This window comes from Enterococcus sp. 7F3_DIV0205 (assembly GCF_002141365.2).
Classification (GTDB): Bacteria; Bacillota; Bacilli; order Lactobacillales; family Enterococcaceae; genus Enterococcus_L; species Enterococcus_L palustris.
Window position 1 is genome coordinate 2,437,824 of record NZ_CP147244.1, and the last position, 23,846, is coordinate 2,461,669.

The 23,846-nt window shown below is 33.8% G+C and carries 19 protein-coding genes and 1 other annotated feature; of the genes, 5 read left to right on the forward strand and 14 right to left on the reverse strand.

Annotated features, from left to right (window positions below; translation table 11 throughout):
* Positions 1-119 precede the first annotated feature (119 nt).
* The 4 genes from A5821_RS11480 (at position 120) to A5821_RS11495 (ending at position 5,256) form a co-directional block, all read left to right on the forward strand.
* A complete protein-coding gene (locus tag A5821_RS11480; protein WP_086315696.1) occupies positions 120-809 on the forward strand; it encodes a response regulator transcription factor in 690 nt (229 codons plus the stop codon).
* Entirely contained in the window at positions 799-1,950 is a 1,152-nt protein-coding gene (locus A5821_RS11485) for a sensor histidine kinase (protein ID WP_086314698.1), read from the forward strand. Before A5821_RS11480 ends, A5821_RS11485 begins: the two co-directional genes overlap by 11 nt.
* 38 nt (positions 1,951-1,988) lie before the next feature.
* Positions 1,989-2,200, forward strand: a binding site (T-box leader).
* Positions 2,201-2,380: 180 nt separating this feature from the next.
* The gene (gene serS, locus A5821_RS11490) at positions 2,381-3,652 is read left to right on the forward strand and encodes a serine--tRNA ligase (protein WP_086314699.1); all 1,272 of its coding nucleotides are present in this window, start codon (positions 2,381-2,383) and stop codon (positions 3,650-3,652) included.
* 110 nt (positions 3,653-3,762) lie between these two features.
* The gene (locus tag A5821_RS11495; protein WP_086314700.1) at positions 3,763-5,256 is read left to right on the forward strand and encodes a polysaccharide deacetylase family protein; all 1,494 of its coding nucleotides are present in this window, start codon (positions 3,763-3,765) and stop codon (positions 5,254-5,256) included.
* Positions 5,257-5,300: 44 nt separating this feature from the next.
* Here the strand turns inward: A5821_RS11495 and guaB are convergent, their stop codons facing one another.
* From guaB to A5821_RS11520, 5 genes are all read right to left on the reverse strand, one after another.
* Positions 5,301-6,785, reverse strand: coding sequence for an IMP dehydrogenase (guaB, locus tag A5821_RS11500; RefSeq protein WP_086314701.1), 1,485 nt, complete (start codon positions 6,783-6,785; stop codon positions 5,301-5,303).
* A gap of 158 nt (positions 6,786-6,943) precedes the next feature.
* Positions 6,944-8,620 (reverse strand): 6-pyruvoyl-tetrahydropterin synthase-related protein, encoded by a 1,677-nt coding sequence (locus tag A5821_RS11505; RefSeq protein WP_086314702.1) that lies wholly within the window; start codon positions 8,618-8,620, stop codon positions 6,944-6,946.
* A 165-nt stretch (positions 8,621-8,785) separates the two neighbouring features.
* Entirely contained in the window at positions 8,786-9,469 is a 684-nt protein-coding gene (locus A5821_RS11510) for a DUF1129 domain-containing protein (protein ID WP_086314703.1), read from the reverse strand.
* A gap of 102 nt (positions 9,470-9,571) precedes the next feature.
* Positions 9,572-10,672 (reverse strand): redox-regulated ATPase YchF, encoded by a 1,101-nt coding sequence (ychF, locus tag A5821_RS11515; protein WP_086314704.1) that lies wholly within the window; start codon positions 10,670-10,672, stop codon positions 9,572-9,574.
* Positions 10,673-10,692: 20 nt separating this feature from the next.
* Positions 10,693-10,872: a DUF951 domain-containing protein gene (locus tag A5821_RS11520; protein ID WP_069635274.1), complete on the reverse strand. Its 180-nt coding sequence runs from the start codon at positions 10,870-10,872 to the stop codon at positions 10,693-10,695.
* Between the two features lie 303 nt (positions 10,873-11,175).
* On the opposite strand from A5821_RS11520, the gene A5821_RS11525 reads away from it, so the two are divergent.
* Positions 11,176-12,687 (forward strand): helix-turn-helix domain-containing protein, encoded by a 1,512-nt coding sequence (locus A5821_RS11525; protein ID WP_086314705.1) that lies wholly within the window; start codon positions 11,176-11,178, stop codon positions 12,685-12,687.
* A 248-nt stretch (positions 12,688-12,935) separates the two neighbouring features.
* On the opposite strand, the gene A5821_RS11530 is transcribed toward A5821_RS11525, so the two are convergent.
* From A5821_RS11530 to rsmG, 9 genes are all read right to left on the reverse strand, one after another.
* Positions 12,936-14,039 (reverse strand): tyrosine-type recombinase/integrase, encoded by a 1,104-nt coding sequence (locus A5821_RS11530; protein WP_086314706.1) that lies wholly within the window; start codon positions 14,037-14,039, stop codon positions 12,936-12,938.
* A gap of 366 nt (positions 14,040-14,405) precedes the next feature.
* On the reverse strand, positions 14,406-15,635 hold the full coding sequence (locus tag A5821_RS11535) for a hypothetical protein (protein WP_086314707.1): 1,230 nt from the start codon (positions 15,633-15,635) through the stop codon (positions 14,406-14,408).
* A 350-nt stretch (positions 15,636-15,985) separates the two neighbouring features.
* Positions 15,986-17,161 carry a DUF916 and DUF3324 domain-containing protein gene (locus A5821_RS11540; protein WP_086314708.1) on the reverse strand — a complete coding sequence of 392 codons (1,176 nt, stop codon included), beginning with the start codon at positions 17,159-17,161 and terminating at the stop codon, positions 15,986-15,988.
* 293 nt (positions 17,162-17,454) lie between these two features.
* On the reverse strand, positions 17,455-18,576 hold the full coding sequence (locus tag A5821_RS11545; RefSeq protein WP_086314709.1) for a hypothetical protein: 1,122 nt from the start codon (positions 18,574-18,576) through the stop codon (positions 17,455-17,457).
* Between the two features lie 17 nt (positions 18,577-18,593).
* Positions 18,594-19,391 carry a hypothetical protein gene (locus A5821_RS11550; protein ID WP_086314710.1) on the reverse strand — a complete coding sequence of 266 codons (798 nt, stop codon included), beginning with the start codon at positions 19,389-19,391 and terminating at the stop codon, positions 18,594-18,596.
* A 35-nt stretch (positions 19,392-19,426) separates the two neighbouring features.
* Entirely contained in the window at positions 19,427-20,254 is an 828-nt protein-coding gene (locus tag A5821_RS11555; RefSeq protein ID WP_086314711.1) for a helix-turn-helix domain-containing protein, read from the reverse strand.
* Between the two features lie 1,017 nt (positions 20,255-21,271).
* The gene (locus A5821_RS11560; protein WP_086314712.1) at positions 21,272-22,165 is read right to left on the reverse strand and encodes a ParB/RepB/Spo0J family partition protein; all 894 of its coding nucleotides are present in this window, start codon (positions 22,163-22,165) and stop codon (positions 21,272-21,274) included.
* Positions 22,158-22,919, reverse strand: a complete 762-nt coding sequence (locus tag A5821_RS11565; protein ID WP_086314713.1) for a ParA family protein — start codon at positions 22,917-22,919, stop codon at positions 22,158-22,160. Before A5821_RS11565 ends, A5821_RS11560 begins: the two co-directional genes overlap by 8 nt.
* A 15-nt stretch (positions 22,920-22,934) precedes the next feature.
* The gene (gene rsmG, locus A5821_RS11570) at positions 22,935-23,651 is read right to left on the reverse strand and encodes a 16S rRNA (guanine(527)-N(7))-methyltransferase RsmG (protein ID WP_086314714.1); all 717 of its coding nucleotides are present in this window, start codon (positions 23,649-23,651) and stop codon (positions 22,935-22,937) included.
* Positions 23,652-23,846: the final 195 nt, after the last annotated feature.

The window sequence follows — 23,846 nt, forward strand, 5'->3', positions numbered from 1 at the left end:
AATTTTTTGTAACATATTCTAAATTTACCGTAACTTCTCTTTGTTTTTGTCCTTTTTTCTGTTTTTTTGTTAGAATGTAGGAGAAGAATTCTACTATATATATGGAGGAAATGAATGATATGAAAATTTTAGTTGCAGATGATGATAAAGAAATTGTAGAACTGCTGAGTATTTATATTCACAATGAAGGTTATGAAGTGGTCAAAGCATATGATGGGAAAGAAGCCTTGTCTAAGATTCGAACGATATCAGATATTGATTTACTTATTTTAGATATCATGATGCCAGTTATGGATGGTATGCAAGTCGTAAAAGAGCTGCGAAAAGAATCTCAAATCCCGATTATTATGTTGACTGCTAAAACAACTGACATGGATAAAATCAAAGGTCTTGTAGCTGGAGCAGATGATTATGTTACAAAACCATTTAATCCACTAGAAGTTATGGCTCGTGTTAAGTCTATCTTAAGACGTAGTCAAATGCAGCTTAAATCAGATGAACCAGATGTACTTGAAACTGGCTCATTGATCATCAACAAAGATTCTCACGAAGTAAAAACTGTCGATGGAAAAGAAATTCAATTGACCGCTTTAGAGTTTGGGATTTTATATCTATTGGCTAGTCATCCAAATCGCGTTTTTAGTGCTGATGAAATATTTGAACGCGTATGGCAGCAAGAAAGTATCGTTTCTGCTAAAACAGTTATGGTTCACGTCAGTCACCTGAGAGATAAGATAGAAGAAGCAACTGGTGGAGAAAAAGTCATTCAAACAGTTTGGGGAGTTGGATATAAGATCGATGCTCGTTAGACAAAAGAAAATTGAAAAACAAAAACGAATCACCTTAACTTCAAAGGAAATCAGCGAATTACTTGCTGAAGGAATTGTCACGATTATCCTGTTGCTTCTATTAAATGTCTCAATTACGGTCATCTTGAGTGGTAACCAAACATTACAAGGAATCATTTGGGCAACAAAAGGCGCTTTTGCTACAGAACTGAATACAGATTTATTTTGGAGTTTGAGCAAATTTGTTATCCCGATATTCTTTGTAGTTGATGTTGGTGTTCTTTACTGGCGTTTGATTCGTCGGTATCGTCAAATGCAATTACGACATATTATCAGTGAGCTGCATTATATAGCTGATGGTAATTATGATCATCGTATTCCGTTTGAGTTAAGTGGTGATTTAGCAAAAGTAGTTACTAGTATCAATGGTTTAGTTGACAGTACTGTTGCAGCAATTGAAGATGAACGTAAGATAGAAAAATCAAAAGATGAACTGATTACAAACGTAAGTCATGATATCCGAACACCTTTAACTTCTATTATAGGGTATTTAGGTTTGATTGAGGATCGACAATTTCATAGTGAAGAGGATCTGCTAAAATATACACATACAGCTTATGTGAAAGCCAAACAGATGAAACTACTCGTTGATGATCTCTTTGAGTATACAAAAGTTCGACAACCTTCCGTTCCTATTAATTCAATCAGTTTTGATATGGCACAATTGATTGAACAACTTGCAGCTGATTTCGAGCTCGAAGCGGATAAGAACGGGATGACAATTCAAGTTAATGCTAATCCAGCGTCAATAAAAATGGATGGCGATACGGAAAAGTTAGTCCGCGTCTTCAACAATCTTTTATCTAATGCCCTTAAATATGGAAAAGGCGGGGAAAACATCGTGATCGATGTAGAGAAAGTCGGCACAGAAGCTGTCATTGCTGTTAGAAATGATGGTCCACCGATTCCTAAGAAATCTTTAGATCAATTGTTTGACCGTTTTTATCGTGTAGAAGAATCTCGCTCACAAGAAACAGGCGGAACAGGGCTTGGTTTAGCTATTGCACAAAGTATCATAGCTTTACATGGTGGATACATCTACGCAACTTCTGATAATCGTTGGACATCCTTTATTATTCACTTACCTTTAAAAAGAAATTGATTTACGACGGTTGACATCCAAACAAAAGTTTTGTATCCTAATGACAAGCAAAGAGAAAAAGTATTTATAGCCTTGAATCAAAGAGAGTTTGCGGTGGTGAGAGCAAATATTCTACTATAAAGAAGTCCGTCTCTGTTACATGCGTTTGGCGAGATAAGTCAGACCGGTTGCAGCCGTTATCTGCAATACAAGGGCAGCATTTAGCTGAACTTGGGTGGTACCGCGAAATTCAAGTCATTTCGTCCCAAGAATATTTTTCTGGGGATGAAGTGACTTTTTATTTTACTACAAGGTTATCTAGCTACGCGGGCTAACTCCTTAGGAAAAAGATAAAAATAGCTTGTGGTAAAAAGCACCACAATCGATTTTTCCTATTTTCTAGTCGGAGTTGGAAGAGCCTGCTACGCTTTTATATTAAGGAGGAGTAATTATGTTAGATGTAAAAATGATTCGTCAAAATTTCAATGAAGTCCAAGCAAAATTAAAAACACGTGGTGTAAAGGAAGAAGTATTAGTAGAGTTCTTACGTTTAGATGAAAGCCGACGTAACTTATTAGTTAAATCTGAAGAACTGAAAAAATATCGTAACGATGTTTCTGCTGAAATCGCGCAATTAAAAAGAAATAAAGAAGATGGCACTGCAAAAATTGCTGAGATGAAAGAAGTCGGCGGGAATATCAAAGCTCTTGATACTGAAATCGAAGAGATCGATGCTAAACTTCAAGAAATTTCTACAACCTTACCAAATTTACCTCACAGCTCAGTCCCTGTAGGAGCTGATGAAGAAGACAATGTTGAAGTACGCCGTTGGAGTGAACCTAGAAGTTTTGCTTTTGAACCGAAACCACACTGGGATGTAGCTGAAAATCTAGATATTCTTGATTTTGAACGCGGAGCAAAAGTTTCAGGAAGTCGGTTTGTTTATTATAAAGGACTCGGTGCTAGATTAGAACGTGCGCTATACAATTTCATGTTGGATATGCATGTTTATGACCACGGGTACACTGAAATGATGACACCATATATCGTAAATAGCAACTCTATGTTTGGTACTGGTCAATTCCCTAAATTCAAAGAAGACGTTTTTCAGCTAGAAGGAACGGATATGACCTTGATTCCTACTGCTGAAGTACCATTGACAAATTACTATAATAATGAAATTTTAGATGGCAAAGATTTACCGATTTACTTTACAGCTCTTAGCCCGTCTTTCCGTTCTGAAGCTGGAAGTGCTGGTCGTGATACACGAGGCTTGATTCGCCTGCATCAATTCAATAAAGTAGAAATGGTGAAATTCAGTGATGCTGAAAATTCTTATGAAGAGTTAGAAAAAATGACTGCTAATGCTGAAGATATTCTACAAAAATTGAACCTTCCTTATCGTGTCATGTCACTAGCTACAGGCGATATGGGCTTCTCAGCTGCGAAAACATATGACTTAGAAGTCTGGATCCCGGCACAAAATGCCTACCGTGAAATTAGTTCTTGTTCAAACTGTGAAGATTTCCAAGCACGACGCGCTATGATTCGTTACCGTGATGAAAATGACAAAGTTCAATACGCCCACACTTTAAATGGATCTGGTCTAGCTGTCGGACGGACAGTCGCTGCCATTTTAGAAAATTATCAAAACGAAGATGGCTCAGTAACTATTCCAGAAGTTTTAGTTCCTTACATGGGTAATTTGAAATTAATTAAATAAATAAAAAGAATCGCTAATTTGCCATTATGTTTGTTGAAAGAATAAATCAAGCATGATACATTTGAATTACTGCACGCAGTCAAATTTATAAATTAGAGGGATCAAACGTTATGGACAGAAAAAATCACCCACGAGGAACTAGAAATAGCCGACGTGAAAGAAATAATCACATTTTTTCAAAAAAGATCGCTTTTGTATCTATATTGAGTATTTTACTTATTTTCATCTGCGGTGGTGTTTATGCAACCTATGCCATGCAGCATAAGCAAGATAAACTAAATGAAGTTGAAGATGAACGCCAGTATAAGCAAAAAGAAGTAACGCTTTTAGAAAAAATTCGAAAATCTCAAAAACTAGAGGATCTTGAAAGTTCTGAAGTAGAAAAAACAGATGGAAATGTCCAGACGCTAATCTATGAACCTGTTGCCACAGACGTTGTCCCTCAATTCCAAGCAATAAAAACTGAATTAACTACCTTAATAGAAACTTCTAAAAAAAATAGCTTCAAAGAGGTTCCTATAAAAATTGTCGGGCATATGAAGATAAACAAAATCAGTGATCAGGTGGTTGGTTACCTCCCAGCTATTGACACTTATACCTGGGAACAAGAAAAAGGTGATTGGTCTGAAAAGACTGAACTGGGTAAAAACACAGTATTTGTCAATCAAAAAACAAAACAGCCATTGACACTCCAAGATATTTTCTCGAATGAAGCAAATATGCTAGCTGTCCAGCAAGTTGTTCAACAGCAATTACTTGATGAGAATTCTGATGGCAATACTATCATTGACGATGTACTCAATCTGCCCAATCTTTCACTAGATAAAACTGCCTTTACCTATTATCCTGATAAAATCAAATTGGGCCTGCCTGATAACTCAACTGGTAAGAATGAAATCACATTGTCTTATAAAGATATTGCTGGTTATGTGAATCCAGAATTTGTCGATTTTTCTTCCATCAAAGATGCCCTACCGGAACCTTTAGATCCAAACAAGAAGTATATTTCATTGACTTTTGATGATGGTCCAAATCCTGAAACAACACCTCGACTTTTAGATATTCTAAAAGAAAAAGGGGTCAAAGCCACCTTCTTTATGTTAGGACAAAATGTTGTAAAGCATGAAGCGCTTGTAAAACGAGTAGCCGAAGAAGGCCATGAAGTAGCTAGTCATTCTTATTCACATCCACAACTAACTGGAGTCGATGCTCAAAGAGTAAAAGATGAAGTTCAAAACACAGACAAAGCCATTTATCATGCGATCGGTAAGATTCCAACTGACTTTAGACCTCCTTATGGTGCTGTAAACAAGGATGTCGCTGCAATCATTAGGAAACCAATCATTCAATGGTCTGTAGACTCTCAAGATTGGCAAAGTCACAACGCCCAAGCAATCATCAAGCGTATAGATGATACTGCCTATAATGACACAATCGTATTGATGCATGATATTCATCCAGAAACAGTTGATTCTGTTTCAACTGTAATCGATCATTTACGTAGCGATGGCTATGAAATCTTACCTTCTAAAGAATTATTAGGGAGAAAAGCCAAGCCACTCCATATGTATTATGGTTCTAAAGATGAACGCCCTGTCCAATAAGCAAAAAACTTCCGATGTCATAAGCGACATCGGAAGTTTTTTAGTTATTGTTCTACAGAATAATTAGGTGCTTCTTTTGTAATTTGCACATCATGAGGATGAGATTCTTTCAATCCGTTACCACTCATTTGAATAAATTGTGCTTCTTCACGCAATTGTTTTAGGTTTGCCGCACCAACGTATCCCATACCTGATTTTAAACCACCGATCATTTGGAAAACAATATCTGATACGCTACCTTTATAAGCAACGCGTCCTTCAATACCTTCCGGAACTAATTTATTGGCTTCATTAACGCCGCCTTGGAAATAACGATCACTTGAGCCTTTTTCCATTGCCCCCAATGAACCCATTCCACGATACGTTTTAAAGCGACGACCTTGATAAATTTCAAATTCACCCGGAGATTCATCTGTCCCAGCTAACATACTTCCTAACATAACAGCATGTCCACCAGCTGCTAAAGCTTTCACGATATCTCCTGAATATTTAATCCCGCCATCAGCAATAATTGCTTTTCCATATTTACGAGCAACAGATGCCGCATCATAGATAGCTGTTAACTGAGGAACACCAACACCGGCAACCACACGAGTCGTACAAATAGAACCAGGTCCGATTCCCACTTTCACAACATCAACGCCCACATCATAAAGAGCTTTAGCACCTTCGGCTGTTGCAATATTTCCAGCAATCAACGTAGCATCTGGGAATGTATCACGAATTTCTTTGATTTTACGAATCACACCTGCACTGTGGCCATGAGCTGTATCGATAATGATCGCATCTACTCCTGCCTCTAATAACGCTTCCGCACGTTCAAATGTATCACTAGTAACACCGACTGCCGCTGCTGCTAGTAAACGGCCATGCTCATCTTTCGCTGCATTTGGAAATTCAATTACTTTTTCAATATCTTTGATCGTGATCAAACCGCTTAAACGATTGTTTTCATCAACGATCGGTAATTTTTCAATTTTGTGCTTTTGTAAAATCTTTTCTGCGTCTTTTAGAGAAGTACCAACTGGGGCTGTCACTAAATTGTCTTTCGTCATGACTTCGTCGATCTTCATTTGATAATCTGTTACAAATCGCATATCACGATTTGTGATGATGCCAACTAATTTACGGTTATCCATCGTTTCTACGATTGGAACGCCACTGATACGATATTTACTCATTAAATTTTCAGCATCTGCTACTAAGTTTGTTGGTGTCAGGAAAAATGGATCAATAATCACACCACTTTCAGACCGTTTTACTTTACGAACCTCATCTGCCTGTTGAGCGATGCTCATATTTTTATGAATAACACCTAAGCCGCCTTGACGAGCCATTGAAATGGCCATTTTACTATCCGTTACTGTATCCATACTTGCGCTGATCAGAGGAATATTCAACTTAATATTTTTTGCTAATTGCACACCCATATCCACTTCATTTGGCAACACGTGACTTTCTGCTGGAATCAATAAAACATCATCAAATGTAAGACCTTTTTTTGCGAATTTTGTTTCCCAGTTAGACATTTTCTAGACCACTCCTCTATTTAATTTTATATAAGAAAATAACAGATAATAAAAGGTAAGTCAACCGAATTTTCCTGTTTACAGATATTTTCTTTGTATCACCCGAAACATGAACGTTTTCTCATTTTTTTATTATCGAAATAAAAGGATAACTATAGTTATTTCTTTGTTTTCAACTCAATAGAACACATCGTCGCAATTTTCCATATTACGCAAACTAAAAGAGTCAACACAGAAATACTTAAAGAAATTTTTTGAGCCCAAGTTGTATCATAAGAAATAGCAACACTGCCTTTTTTAGATAACTGAATATCGACTAATCCGTTTTGTTTATTTAATGATGCTGGAATTATTTTTTCGTTGCCGTCTCTTACTATTTTAGCTTGATAACCATAATAATAGATAAATGGGACAGTAACAGTTGTTTTCTTTGGATCATTTGTACGATAGTCAAAAGCCACTGAGTCAAAGTTCATTTTAACGTCTGTTATTTCTATTTTAGAATCATCATAAACGACTTTTCGCTTTTTATTCTTTTTAATAGTAGAATAATCAACTTCATTTGGTAAATATTCGTGCCCAGCACCGATATAATAGCTATTGGTTTGATCGTATGAGTGGTGCGATAAGATACGTTTTCCTTCAGTATCAATACTTTCTTTTTCATACAATCCAACACCAAGGAAAATAACCATAATTAAGATTATCTGACTACTTGGAAATCTTTTAAATAATCCAATATCATCATTTGCAATAAGAAATGCTAACAACAGAGTCACGATCGATAGAAAGCGCCAAGGAAACTGAATCGTATTCAACGGCGTATTGTCAAAGAGCTGCCAAGGAAAAAGATTCGTCGTAACAAACATAAATAGCAATGCAAGAATAACCACTTCACGATTGGGCAAATTTCGCTTAAAAAGCATTGCTGTGTAGATCACCAAACCAAATAAGAGAATGACACCTATATTCGCCGAAGAAGCATGGAATACGCTATTTTCAAAGCTATTACTCACTAATTCCCCCACAGAGTAGCTTCTATCTGAAATCAACGTCAATGGACTGGACGTTACTTGAAACGTAACATGACTCATCTGTTCAAAAATAGGTACTAGATAGAAAGCTAACAGTAAAATAGTAACTCCTGCAGCCTTTACTATCGCAATAATGACCTCTTTTTTTAAAAAGTACTTCAGATTTAAAAGAATATATAGCCCTACAAAAATACTAACGATTTCCAATGAAATAAAATGAGCTAAACCAATTCCTGTCATAGCTACTGTTAACAAGAACCATTTCTTCTCTTTCCCATTTTTCAATAAATATAAACTTGCTAGAACTAATGGAAAAAAGCCCATTGCCAACAGCTCTCCTATCGCTTGCCGATTAAAAAAATCTTGCAATCGATAAATCGATAACGTGTATAATAAAGAAAACAAGTAACTTTTTATTTTCGTTAATCCCATGTACCTGCCAGACACATATGTTAAAGCAAAAGTAGACAAGTTTATCCCAATAGCAAAGAGAACAAAACTAGTAGCGAGTGAAAGACCAAAAACACGTAAAAGTGCCGGGAAATAGAGATAAAAATCTGGATAAAACAAACTCGATGCATATCCATATCCCCCAATAAAAAAGTAACTCACTTTTGGCAGCAATATACCGTGTTGCAATGACATTGCCAAACCTTCGATCCTATTTTGATGAAAATGATAATCGTCACCAATCATTATATGACCATTTTGAAGATAAACAATATATAAAGATAAGACACTTAATAGAAAAAAACTTAGAAAAATCAATACCTGATTATATTGTTTGATCCATTTTTTCATTGATCCACCTCCTTATACTGAAAATACATTGTAAATTTCATTCTTAAACTCTATGGTAGCGTGCTAAAGCTTTTCTTTCAAACATGAACCCTTTGAATCTACAACAAAAAAGAGTGCTAAACAAAACTATCATTAGCTTTGTCTAACACTCTTCTACTTTCATTTTTAACGCGCCAAACTACTACGCATATTGTATTTTTTCTTTAATAAGTAACGTGTACCTAAGGCAATCCCACCAATAATGATAACAATAATTGGATCCAACACAGGATTGATAACGACTGGCAGCATTGCAGAACCTGCAAAAACAACCAACCATAAAAGCATCGCTCCAACTAAGATTAACCCTGTTTTAAACCAGCCAGGCCGTTTTGATTTATCCACACCAGGTCGATCATATTGGTATACGTATTTATACATTAGATAAAACACATACCCACCAGCCATCGACGCTAACACTAATGTTAACAATCCCAATGGTTGTGATTTTCCTTTAGACCACATCATCATAACTGAAAACATAATCGTCATTACACCAAACAATAGCAATGTATTATCTAGCCACATCAACATTGGTGTCGACTCTGGAAGCTCTTCTGGTTTATTTAAAATAGACTCCGTACGTTCAGCCACTGTTCCGAAAAGCTGACGCGCTGTTTTCCCGCTTTTTTGTCCTTCTACTAAATGAGGTAGAATTTCATGTAAAGCAAGTGTTTGTGCTTCTTCTGAAAGATTAGCAGCAACTAATGATTTTTTTAAGTCAAAGATGTATTGTTCATTTCTCTTTGTCAATTTTTGTTCAAGTTCACGATTTTCTGAAACAATATCTCGAAGTGCTTCTGATTCCATTTTTTTGCGTCCTCCTCGCCCGTGGCCAACGGGGCAGTCTTTACCTAAAAAGTATTCTAACACATTTTTTAGGGAGAAAAACAGTTTTTAGCAATATTTTTCCTATACATTGAAACGGAAAAGCATAACATCGCCATCTTGTACAACATATTCTTTTCCTTCTAAGCGAACTTTACCCGCTTCTTTGGCTGCTTGCATATTGCCATACGTATTCAAATCATCAAATGAAACCGTCTCTGCGCGAATAAATCCACGTTCAAAGTCAGTATGAATGATCCCAGCTGCTTGAGGGGCTTTGATCCCTTTACGGAACGTCCATGCACGAACTTCTTGTTCACCAGCTGTAAAGTATGTCGCTAATCCTAATAAATCATAGGCTGCACGGATCAATTGGTCTAAACCTGATTCTTCAATACCTAGCGCTTCTAAAAACTCAGCTTTATCTTCATCATCTAACTCAGCGATTTCTTCTTCTGCGCGGGCACAAACAACGATTACTTCTGCTTGTTCATTTGCAGCAAAAGTCCGTACTTGTTGAACATAAGGGTTATTATCTGAATCCGCTACTTCATCTTCTGATACATTTGCTACGTATAAAATTGGTTTTGCTGTTAATAAGAATAAACTTTTAACGATTTTTTGCTCGTCTTCTGTAAATTCGATCGTTCTAGCAGATAATCCCTCTTCTAAAACTGGTTTAAGCTTATCTAATACTGCTAATTCGGCGACTGCATCTTTATCTTTTGTCTTAGCGATTTTAGCTACACGTGTATAGCGTTTTGTAATAGAATCCAAATCAGCTAATACTAATTCCAAATTGATCGTATCAATATCTGCTAACGGATCTACACGTCCTTCAACATGGGTAATATTATCGTCATCAAAACAACGTACTACATGACAAATTGCATCTACTTGACGAATATGACTTAAAAATTGATTGCCCAATCCTTCACCTTTACTTGCACCTTTAACAATCCCAGCAATATCGGTAAACTCAAAAGTAGTTGGCACTGTTTTTTTAGGTTTCACTAGCTCTGTTAAACGCTGCAAGCGTTCATCTGGTACTTCAACCATTCCCACATTTGGGTCAATTGTTGCAAACGGATAATTCGCAGCCTCTGCACCTGCTTTTGTAATTGCGTTAAAAAGGGTAGATTTTCCTACGTTAGGTAAACCTACGATTCCAGCTGTTAATGCCATTGATCATTCACTATCCTTTATCAGTTTTTTTCCAAAATTTTTTTCATCTTCTTTTCAAAATCACGGCGTGTCATCATCACGATATGACCGCAGTTCGTACATTTTATTTTAATATCAGCACCCATTCGGATAATTTCCCAACGATTTGCCTGACAAGCATGGGGCTTTTTCATTTCTACAATATCACCAAGATCATACATAACAGACATATCCCTTCTAAAAATAGTCAGAAAATCATATATAAACATACAAAGATACAATACCATTTTTTTGACAATCAAGCAAAACTATTTTGTTGATCCGCTTTTTTTATATATTCAATAAGAAAACACAAAGAGGAAATAAGGTTAATTCTCAAAAAAATGAAAAATAAATCCATTTAAATGAGATTGTATTTACTGTATTTATGTTGGATAATAATGAAAATATCACTACAAGAGTCTCAGCTGATCTTATCCCTTCAGTTGCTATTCCCTATACTGATATTTAAAGGAGTTTTACATATGAGAAAATTTGACTTACTAGAAAAATTGGAAGTTTATCAAATTGACTTATTAATACATTTGAGTAACGTTGGAGGTACTGCAACAAAAAAAGACCTTTTACGTCATTTAAACATCGGAGATTACTTTTTATTAAAAGTAATTGATGGATTGATGACTTCAGCCAAAAAATCAAATAAGCGCTTTTCTATTGAAGTAAATAAGCAAACAATCACTTTCCAAACAACACCAGAGTATTCTCTTCATACTTTGTATAATGAATTAATCATTTATTCACCAAAATATAAAATTTTAGAAGAATTATTGCGTTGTGGAACGATTGATGTGACTCGTGTATGTGAAAAAATTGGAATTAGTCATTCAACCTACTTCAGAAAAATCAACGAATTGAACAGCTTGTTGAAAGAGTTTGATTTGACTATCCAAAATGGTTCTCTTCTAGGATCTGAGTTACAAATTCGCTTTTTTTATGTATCACTTTACATGGTCACAGACCCTAAACACCAATTAAAGGTCCCAAACATCGATCCTAGAATTTATGAAACAATCAATACGATTCAACAAATTTTAGATAGTCCATTATCTTTTTTTTCCCGAAAAAAGCTAGTCGTCTATTTTAGTTTGCTAAAAAGAAGAAATGCCCAAAAAAATATATCAGATTATAGTAATCAGGAACCTTTTTTCAGTAATAAATCAGATATCAGCAGTCAAAAAAGATTTATAAATGCACTTAAAAATTCTCATTTATTCAAAAAAGTCAATAAAACACTTGAATCGTTTTTAGTTTATTATTCTTTTAAAATGCTTCCTAACGAAACCATCCTATTGCTTCTCTTCATGCTTGGTGAAGAAATCATTCCTGCTAATTCTTATTGTTTAAAAGAACTTGATTTGATTGAAAGGTATAGTGATTTTTTTGTTCTTACGTTAAACAAAGAATTTTTGAATCTAATGAACAAATACTATCCCAACACTTGTTTAAAAAACACTCACAGTTCAACCCTTCATTATTATCTAAACACTATTGGCTACCATCATTTGATATTCAAAGGACATATTGATTATTATTGGGAACGAAAGTATACAGACTGGGGAGAGTCTGAACACTCCGAAATAATTCATTATTTTATTAATTACTTAAAAGAAAAATACTCCACACTTTTTGTAGATGACACATATGACACTGTTCTAATTTCAAAATATGCTCATGCGATAAATTTTTATGAAGAATGTATCAAAACTAAAATTTCTGTTGGGGTGTTTCTTGAAGGTGATCTATTATACAAAAATAGATTTATGGACTGGTGGATCAAATACATTGAGTTAACTACTTTTGCCAAGGCAGACCCTTTTGCTTCCAACCAACTTTATGACTTAGTCATTAGTAATGTAGATTGTTCGTACCTAAAAAAGAGAGGGAAATATTTTTTCTTTCTAACCAACTATAACGAAAAAAAAGACATCTTTGATCTTGATCAGTTACTACATGAAATTTATTCCTCTTCCCGTTAAATTTATCCTCACTAAAAAAGCTACTACTACGTTACACTTCGATCACATTGTTTTAAATCACGAAGAACGAAGTGCTTCGATAATATACAATACAAGGTGTCTTTCAGACACCTTGTTTCTTCTTATTGCGATAAAACAAAATGAGGTACAAATTGATATTGCATAGTACCTATTTGGTTCTCGGAGCTAGATCCTTTTGTCTCGACCTCTCAGTTCACCTTATCAAAAAAAGGTTACTTGATTTCATCCTAAACAAATTCAAGCTTTTCAACTAATTGACGTTCCTCCGCAAAAAAAGAATTGGTATAACAATCTAATGTCATCTTTGTTGATGAATGACCTAACAATGAACTGATTGTTGCAATGTTTCCCCCTGCTTCTAAACAACGAGTAGCGAAAGTATGCCTTAAAGAGTGAAAAGAAAATTTTTCTAATCCAATTTTTTTGCGGATTATTTGAAAACGATATGCTATCGTACGAGGTTCTAAAGCTTTGTGTTTGTTTGAAATAACATACTCACTTGTCGATACTTTTTGAAGCTCTAGTAACTTTTCCTTTAATGTTTTCGTGATTGGGATTTTACGTTGGGAATTATTACTCTTAGGTGTAACTTCAACAATCTCTGTCTTTCTTCCAGACTTATCTTCAGACTGAATACGAAGTACCGTTCTATTCACCCCTAGTGTACTATTCTCAAAATCAATATCTTCCCATTTTAAACCACAAATTTCTCCAATTCGAAGTCCAGTTTGTAAAGCAAGTATAATTGCAAAAAACTTCTGATCTGTATTAATTTCTTTAACTAATTTGTCTTGATCCTTAATAGATAACGCTTGCACTGCACTTTTTCTTGTTTTGGGAAGTTCTACTCCCATACATGGGTTCTCCGTCAACAAATTTATTGTTACTGCCTTACTCAAACAATTTTTCAATACAGAAAATATCGAGCGAATCGAACTTGCTTTTAACGTTTTATCCATTTCTTTAAGTAATGAGTCAAGATCTGATTGTTTTAGTTTTTGGAGCTTGATAGAACCAATTCTTGATAATACATGGACATTCATTTTATTTTTATAACTAGCATATGTGCTGCTTTTTACTTTTGGACGAATGAATGTCTCCAACCAATACTTTGTCCAATCCAACAACTCTCCTTCATAAGGTAGCAGATTCTTACTATTACTCGTCTGTTTTTCGTACTTTCTTAAGATAAGCTGGTGCTTTACCTCTGAATACTTATATCCATAGATATAACCATAATGAATCTTCCCGTTATTCTGTCTCCCTTTTATGTATCGGCCTTCCCAACGACCATCTTTTCTTTTATAGATATTTTCTCCTCTTCTTGCCATAATTAAGATCCTTTCCAAAACTTAATTTTATTAATTTAAGAAAATGAATGACTACAAATTTTAAAGTTTCATGTGTTATTTTTATTAAAATCAATGAATCAAATTCCTCACTTCATCTTCTCCCAACGAAAACCAATCATGACCTTACAATACGTTCGCTTTTCCTAACTAAGTATGCATGATTATCATTTTTATTTAGTTTCAAAAATTTTAGAAAAAAAGAGAATTTTTGGAAGTAAAATGTTAGTTTTCTTTGTTATAGAAATACTATTTGTATAATAATAAAAGAAAAAGAAAGAGGACCTATACATTTGAAACTGTCTTAGTCTCTTGTACACACCCCTTTTTTCCAAAACAGGCTAATCATCATACTTCATTTGCTAAAGTATTGTTGCTTAGTCTTAATGAATTGCTTAAAAAATCTTTTAATGCTGCATATCCTTCTAATTTGACTAAGATTTCTTGCGAGCAATAGACCCAGTAATTAAAAATTGTTGCTCCTGTAGCAATCTTTTCAACAGTTTCCATAAATTGACCTAACTCTTCGATCAATTCTCTACAACTTAGCTTATCAGCAATGATAATTTCTTCTTTTCCTTCTAATTCCAATAACATCCATAAATAATCTATAAATTCTACTTTTGCTTTTAAAATTAAGAATTGTTTTTTCGGTACCATTCTTTTTTTGTTCAATTCCTTACTTTCCGAGAAACAGGCTAACACTTCCAACTCAAGTTTAGATACATATCCCTTCAAATCATTCTTTTTGGTTGGTTCTCTTTCATCCATGTTTTTTGAAGAAAAGCGATTTGATTTCCAACTCTTTATCTTGACTACTGGTAATAGCTTAGAACGATCAAGTATAAAATTACGTTCTTGATACTTTTCTTTCTTTACGACCTTTTTCTTTAACTGCTTTGTTTTTACCTTACTAGGATTGGCTTTTTCTACTTCCTTCTCGTTACCTTGGAAACTATTTGGCACATCTTTTACAGTATATTCAGCTTGGCTTAGTTGCTCTTTGATTGTTTGACTGACCTTAGTAAGTTCTGTTTTCAATAACTCTCCAGAATCTAAAACTATCGATTCATTTTTTGTGAGTCTATCTTCCAAACCATCCATCTTGTCATTTAGCTGACTAAATTTTTCTAAAACTTTATAAATTTCTTCTTCTTTTCTTTTATATTCAGCCTCTTTTTCTTTCTTAACTAAGTTATCATAGGTCTCAATAATTTCCTTAGCGCACTCTTTTAAATTGCGTAAATATTTTACATGTACATCCTCATAGAAACCGATCGTAAATGTTAATACAATATATGCAGTTGATGTAAAAACATTTATTTTTTTTATATGTAACTTATCATTTTTTTTTGTCCAAGTTTCGTATATTTTTGTTGCAATATTTTCAAGTTCCATCAATGAGCGAACATCTTTTCTAAAGATTAATTTACATGATAAATAAGCTTCATATGGTGTATCTAAATGCTTATCGAACAACTCTACGCCTAAAAGCCTGGGATTGACTTTTTGATGGAGAATGTATTTTTTAATTATCTTTCTTCCCTGTTTTTGAGAATTTTCTTCTGCTTTCTTCATATCCTCCAACTCCTAAAATCTCTATACTATATATCTATTTTTCATAATTTAAAATACAAACTGATAATCAGTGATTATCTAGAATAGCAGTAACTCGCTTTATATATTCCTTTTTTTCAGATAGAAAACCTACTATCGTCTATGAAATTTTTTTATATAGCTCCTAATTCTTTTTTACAGCATTGATTTTCTTAACATTCTCTACAGGCAAAAACGTTTTGGTTATGCCTGTTTCTAATAGTGGAATTAAGAGTAAATTTACAAGGGTGCGGATACCTTAATAACTTATTCTAATACGTTTTTCTATCTCTAAAAAAACAGAGAAACAGCTTCAAACTTTTGTGGATGCTCTATCTTTTTGATCGACTATAATCTGCAGGCTTTTTTTTCTTATTTCTTTCAACATTTTTACTCTTAGATTTTCTGTTTCGCTGGATATTTTTATTGTTTCGGTCACGTTTTTTCTTTCTATGATACAAAGCTTCTTCGTAACGCTTCTCCTTGCGCTTTCTTAAAATTAACAAAATCAATAGTAGTAACAACAATAAAACAAATGTAATCACACAAATAATGGTGTAAAGCATTATTTTTTCTTTGTCAGTTACATCCTTAGCAGTTCTATCTTTTCTATTATCAGATTTTGCTATTTCCAGTTCTTTTTTCCATTGCCATTCCTGATTTGTTGCTTTAGATTTAGCTGTTAGTTCAATTTGGTATTTTCCAGCCGAAAATTTCTTATTTTCCTCATCAAGCTTGAAAACAAAGCTAGAGTTTGGTGCCATCCGATAACCTGTCACCTTACTTTGAGAAAATAACTGATCCGAGTCTTTTTTATACACCTTGGCAACAAACTCGATATCTTCTAAGTTTACTGCTTGATCATTTTGAATAGTTGCTTTTATCACGGTTTTATTTGACTCTCTTGAAGATAAAATAGTCAATAAATTTAATTTTGCTACAATCGGTGTGTCTGTTTCAGTCAGTTTCACAGCTACAATATATGTTTTTTTATCTTGTCTCTTATCATCGGAATCAGAGAGTTTATTATTTTTTTCCGATGAAACAACTTTAATTCCACCTAAAATCATTCCATCAAACTTATTCTCGGGCATTTTTAAATAAACTCTTGTTGTTATCGTTTTTTTTGCTGGAATTATTAGTTCCGATTCGATGGTTGCAATGTCCTTCAAAGAAATCTTCAAACTCTTATCTCGCGAAATACTTTTTGATCGATCAGAATAGTCTATATCTCCACTATCATTTGTTGTCGCATCATTTATTTGAAAAGTAACTTTTTGTTCTGTATCAGAAGTATTTGCTAACTCCAAATTCAGCTCTTGTTCTTGGCTTGGTTTCATTCGAAGATCATAATAAGTTGCTTCTGAATTATGTTGATTCTTTGGTAAAATTGGTTTTACGGAGACCGCTGAACCAACTTCTGGTTTAGCAACTATGACTATCAGTGATAAAAGAAAAAATCCTATCATTACAACAATCAAGCGAAGTCTTTTTCGTTTATTAATCATTGAATTTTAAGCTCCCTGCATAGTAAAATCATATGTACTTTGAAAAAAACTAAACATAGCAACAGTTAAAATCAAATGAATCATAGGTCAAAATCTTTATTTTTCATCAATTACTTTCTTTTCCCAATCCTTCAATTGATTTTTTTTAAATCCTTCTTACCTCATTGATAATTGTGTTCTTTTTCAATATTTCTCTCTAGTAAATAGTTAAAATCATTATGTAGTGGTGGATGGGAAAAGCCGACTATTCCCAATCCTTTTATTTTTTAATTAAAATCAACTATCGACTTATTTTAATCGTTTACTATCGACTCCTCATTTAGTACTATCTGTTCGAGTAAGTAATTTTCTCCTTGAATAAGATCAAAATAGGCCGCTTTGTTTAATATACTGTCATAGTCCATTTTCATGATTCGCACATGAGGTTGTCTAAACCAAGATTTGTTCTTAATCTTTACTCTTGATTCAATTAGCTTACACTCATCTAGAATAAGGTAAATCTCGTTTGTTGAAACTGAATCTTTAAAGCTCCTTACCTGTTCTCTTTCGTAAGTTAATTGATTATCAGAAATCGTCATCTTTTCAGATTTTGTAACCAATTCTTTATTCATTAGCCACGACTGTTCTAAAAACTTGGCCTTTTGTAGAAGTTGAGAATACTCTCTCAAATCAATTTTTAATACATGATCCCAGTTTTCATTTTCATCACTGCTAGATTTACTTAATTCTTTCATAGCTCTGGATAAGTTTTGCCGTTCCATTTGCTCAATGACAACTTCCAATTTTTTATTTGCAAGCCGCATTCTTTCTTTTGCATACCTCTCTCTACTGACTGCTTCTTCCATTTTCAGTAAATAATTTGCACTGTCATCATCACTATATTCTACAACCTCTGTCTTTTCGACAGAGTCAGCCATCTTAAACGGTTTGATAAACTTAGCTACAAGCCTTTCGATTTCACAAACAAACGACTCCAACATATCATCACTCTCAACTAATAACTGCTGATCTAATGACTGTAGTAAATTAACCATGAAAGGAAATCCGGTCTCTCTATAAGCAATAGGAACAAAATCGATATAATATACTATGCGATTGTCTTCTTTTTCCTTAGAACCGCCTATCCAGGCAATTTGAGGAAAGGTATGAATCAACTCGTCCAACAAAGCAGACCAATCAAGATCTACAAAATCTAAAGTGATCTCAACATGTTTAAAAAAAGAAATTATGGTATGAAACTCTTCAAAATATTCTTCCACTTCTTTTTGAGGATAGGGGATTCTTTTATTTCTTTTTTGAAAAATTTCTTCGCAAATATAATAGATATCCCGTAGCATATCGTCATCAAAAAGGCGCTCACCTACTGCTGGAGAAGCGGCTTGATAGATGTCAACCATAATATTTTGATAAACCACTTCTTAAACCCCTTCCTTTAATCCAGTGATTGGTCAGCTAATCGGCTAGATTTGTTTAACAAATCTTCCATTAATACACTTGTTTCACTTTGTAGACGAAGAATACGTGTATGGTAGTTTGCCGCTTCCTGATTAATCATTTTTAATTCAATTGATGCTTCTGAAACTGCTTTTTTAGTCTCATGTCTAGCAGCTTCTACTGTTCGATCAGCTTCAATTGTTGCACGTTCAATGATTTGTTGCGCTTTCTCTTTCGCTTCCATCAATACCTCTGCAATTTGATTTTTCATTAAATCCTGTTGACGTAGCTGCTTTTCGATCTCTGTACTCTTATTACGTTCTTCTAATAATTGTTCGTCCAGCTGTATTCTCAATTCTTCTGACTGCCTTACTTGCTCTTCTAATGAAAGAATTCTTTCTTTTGATTTAGATGAACTGGTCAAACGCATGGTTAACTGATCTATTTCTTGCTGTTTATTTTCAACTTCTGCTTTTAAGCGCTCTGCCATTGTTTTTTGGCGCTGCATTTCTTTTTGAAACTGTTGATTTTCATTGTTTAAATGTTCAATTACAGCTGCTTGTTCTTGGTGTGCTTCTTGCTCTTGTTTTCTCATAGTGTTTTCCGAACGCTCTCTTTTAGTTGAAGTTTCTGGACGATTTTTTTTAGGGGGTACATGATCCTCTTCTTCAAATTCATCCTCATCATACTCGTCGTAATCCTCATACTCATCGTATTCGTCATATTCATCGTAGTATTCTTCGTAAATATCCTCATGATTCTTTTTTTTTTTGCTTTTTTTGTTAAATATCGCCAATGCTCCCGCTTCCTTTCTGACTTACCTTTTTTAAATTACAGATTGCCTACCAATAGTTCTCTTATCTGTTCATCATTTTGTTCGTCTAAGGCTACAAACTCCTGATTCAGGTAATAGCCTATCCCTTTTTTATTTAATATAAATGGTTCAAAAATAGAGGTTTTATCCATTATTTTTTGTTTGATACGGTTAATCAAATTGCTCAACAGTGCCTGCTTGTTTTTTTGCTTGGCATTTGTCCAAATTGCTTCACAGAGTGATTGACTTGAAAAAACTCTTTGCTCCGATTCGATAAAATGTGTCAATACCTGATGTTCTTTTTTAGTTAATGGAATCAACCAATTATCGATAATTAGTGTGCGGTCTTTTAATTGGAAAGAGTATGGTTTCTTTACTTTTACAGCATTTGAATAGGCTGACATGTTTCGAGCAAATCCATCATTATTTGTAGAGGATCCCTCTGCTCTTTCTTGACTATTTTTACCTTTACGATTTGCAGACTCCTCAAAAATTGCTGCTAATTTACTCGCTAAATCAGTAACAGATATTGGATAACGAACAAAGCTCACATTAGCATTATTCAAGTACTTAGACTTGTTTACCTGCTCTGATTCAAATGTTAAAACAACAATTGGCTTATTCAATAATGCCAAGTTATCTAGAAATGATTCCTTTAAGCCGCTATACATAGATTGTTGATAAATAATCAGATCAAAATTTTGCAGAAAATAAAACTCTTTATCTTTTGGTTGAGTTAATATATCTTTTGAAACCATTATTTCATAATCCATATTTAATAAACTATTTTGTAATAGCCCATTTGCGCTTAACGTTTCGGTCAATATAATAATTTTTTTCCTCATAATGGAAAATCCTCCTCTTAATTTTTATATAGTAAATTCCAACCATTTATGATTACTAAGATTCCTTCGAAAAATACATGTAATACAGGTTTTAATACATGCACTACATAAAACTGTAAATATTAGATAATAGGAATTTCCTATTCTTATATAAAATAAGAAAAAAACCGTTTAAACGTATATGCAAAGAAGTTTTGTTTTTATCATTGACGGTTAGATGACGGTGGAATAAAGAAAATACATAAATTAACATTTTAAAAAATAGTAATTTTAATAAAAATAAACGAATCATAACTTTTGAGATGAAAACAGAAGCTTTACTTATTATTTTTTTGACCTAATCAAATGTATAGTTACAATCCATGATTTTCTTTTAGCTTTTTTACGATTTAAAATATTACTGTTTTTATATCTATATTAATAAAAACAGCACACTTCCAAAAAAAGCGTGCTTAGATCTTTTCACTATACGAACTATTTAAGACTATTTATTTGACGGTTCATTTGACGGCGTATAGAAATAAGTAAATTTATTTTGAGTTAGTATTGATTATGAACAACAACAAAGCACACGTCATGTGATATAGGCTTGATACGTAATCTCGCTACTTATATCAATTGACTAATTTGTTCTCTTAGGTAGAGCATAATTTACATAAATTAAATATATTGTGATTTTTTTATTCCTCATTGACATGTCCAAATTATTTATTGTATACTTGAAATGTAAGTATTTAACAGTAAGTACCTATTTTAACAATATCTATATGATTTAATTTAAACAATTATAGATTTTTCTTATTTTATATAAGAATAAGAAAAATATTATTTATTTCTATATATTATATTTTTTATGGAAATTCAATTGTTTAAATAATTATTTTAATAAATAGTAATTTTTATCTGTCTATGTGACTTTCTTTTTCACTTATTACTAATAATAATTCGACCATAAAAAAGAGTCTGACACAAAACTAATATTAGTTTTGTATCAGACTCTTTTGTTCATTTAGTTAATCAAGCTTCATCAAAATGAATCTCTAAAATATCCAAAATTCTAGCTAAATCAGACTGTGAAAGGTATTCGATCTCTATTTTCCCTTTACCTTCTTTTTCTTGAATAGCAACGGTTGTACCAAATTTATCCATTAAGCGATCTTCGCTTTCACGAATGTAATAAGGTTTATCTTTAATCGGTTTCTTCTCTTTCTTAGAAGCTTTTTTGCCTTGATTTTCATTCAAATCATTGACGATTTGTTCTAGCTGACGAACAGTCAAGTTTTCTTCTACAACTCGTTTTGCTAGAGTTAAAATTAAATCCTTATCTTTTAAACCAAGTAACGTTCTAGCTTGTCCCATCGATAAAGTTTCGCTTTGAACCATCTCTTTAACTTGGGTCGGTAACGTTAATAGGCGTAAATAGTTTGCAATATATGGTCGACTTTTCCCTAGACGTTCTGCAACTTCTACTTGTGTGAGTTTTAAATTTTTCATCAGCATATCATAAGCTTCTGCTTCTTCTAGCGGATTTAAATCTTCACGTTGTAAGTTTTCTAAAACAGCGACTTGCATCATGGCTTCTTCATCGAATTCGCGGACGATTGCTGGAATCGTTTCTTTATCTGCTAATTTTGAAGCGCGAAATCGTCTTTCACCTGCAATGATTTCATATCCTTTAACAGATGACTTTCTAACAATGATCGGTTGAAAGACACCTGATTGCTGAATCGAGTTCGCCAATTCTTGCAGTGATGCTTCATCAAATGTTTTTCTTGGCTGATATGGATTCGGACGAAGTTCATTTAAAGGAATTTCAAGTACTTCTTCTTTTTGAACGTCTACATCTTCCAAACTAGCAAAATCTTGAAACAATGCATCAATACCTCTACCTAAACCTTTTCCTTTACTCATTATCCAACACTTCCTTTGCTAGTGCTTGGTACACTTCGGCACCACGTGAACGGGGATCATAATCAATAATCGACAAACCATGACTTGGCGCTTCAGACAAACGAACATTTCTAGGAATAATGGTGTCATAGACTTTTTCACGGAAATACTTGCGAACTTCTTCTACGACTTCAGCGCCTAAGTTAGTTCTAGCATCATACATCGTCAACAATACACCCTCGATACGTAAATCTGGATTAAAATGCTTTTGAACAAGACGTATCGTATTAAGGAGTTGGCTCAATCCTTCAAGTGCGTAATACTCACATTGCACTGGAATTAAAATCGAATCACTAGCTGTAAAAGCATTGATAGTCAAATGTCCCAAAGATGGCGGACAATCGATCAAAACAAAATCATAAATATCATTTACTTCTTCAATCGCAGCTTTTAAACGCGACTCTCTCGCCATCATTGAAGTTAATTCTATTTCTGCTCCAGCAAGTTGGATCGTCGCTGGAACGATATCCAGATTTTCTCTAGATGTTTGCTGAATCACATTTTTGATTGGTTCTTCATTTACTAATACGTCATAAACATCCGTTGCAACATCTGGTTTACGTACGCCGATACCACTTGTAGCATTTCCTTGAGCATCAATATCGATCAGCAACACTTTTTTGCCGTAATAGGCAAGACAAGCACCTAGATTCACAGTGGTCGTTGTCTTACCAACGCCGCCTTTTTGATTCGCTACAGAAATAATTCGTGCCATTTGTGTCCCTCCATCTTATTTGATTGGCTGTTTATTTGGTAACCCTGGTTTTCTCGGGTATTTTTTTGGTGTTTCTTTTTTCTTTTGTACTACAACGATATGACGTTCATCCGCTGTGACTGGTAATTCAAAGGAAACTTCTTTTTGAAATTTACCACCTAAAATAGCAATTGCAGGTTTGGCTTCAATAATTTCTTCTTCACTTTTAGCAGCTTTCAATGCTAAGAAAAAACCATCCTTTTTCACTAACGGCAAGCATAACTCACTTAACACATTTAAGCGAGCAACTGCACGAGCTGTAACGTAGTCAAAGGCTGCCCGAAATTCTTCTTTTTGTCCAAATGTTTCTGCACGATCGTGATACAAAGAAACCTCTTCTAACTTTAATTCATTGACTAATTCTGTTAAGAAGGTGATTCGTTTATTTAATGAATCAACAATTGTGACTTGTAATGTTGGAAAAACGATTTTTAACGGAATACTTGGAAAACCGGCTCCTGCACCCACATCGCAAATTGATTTATTTGTTGAAAAATCTTCAAAAAATGCCAATGAGATAGAATCATAAAAATGCTTCAAGTAAACTTCTTTTTTTTCTGTAATTGCTGTCAGGTTCATTTTTTCGTTCCACTCAACGAGTAATTCAAAATAACGAGTAAATTGCGCCATTTGCTCATCTGACAAATCAATGCCTTTTTGGCTTAATAGTTGTTTAAATTCTTCTGGTGTCATACGTTTCCTTCCTTGCGTGAAACAGGAAAATGTTTCACAGTTGTCTTTTCTTACTTTAACGCAAATAGAGATTTCTTGCAATGTTTTTAGCAAGATTTGTCACAGTTATAATAAAATGTTTCTTTCTATTATATGGCAGAAAAAAATCTCGCTCATTTTCAGTAAAAAAGAAACGTGAGTGGGACATAACTCTTC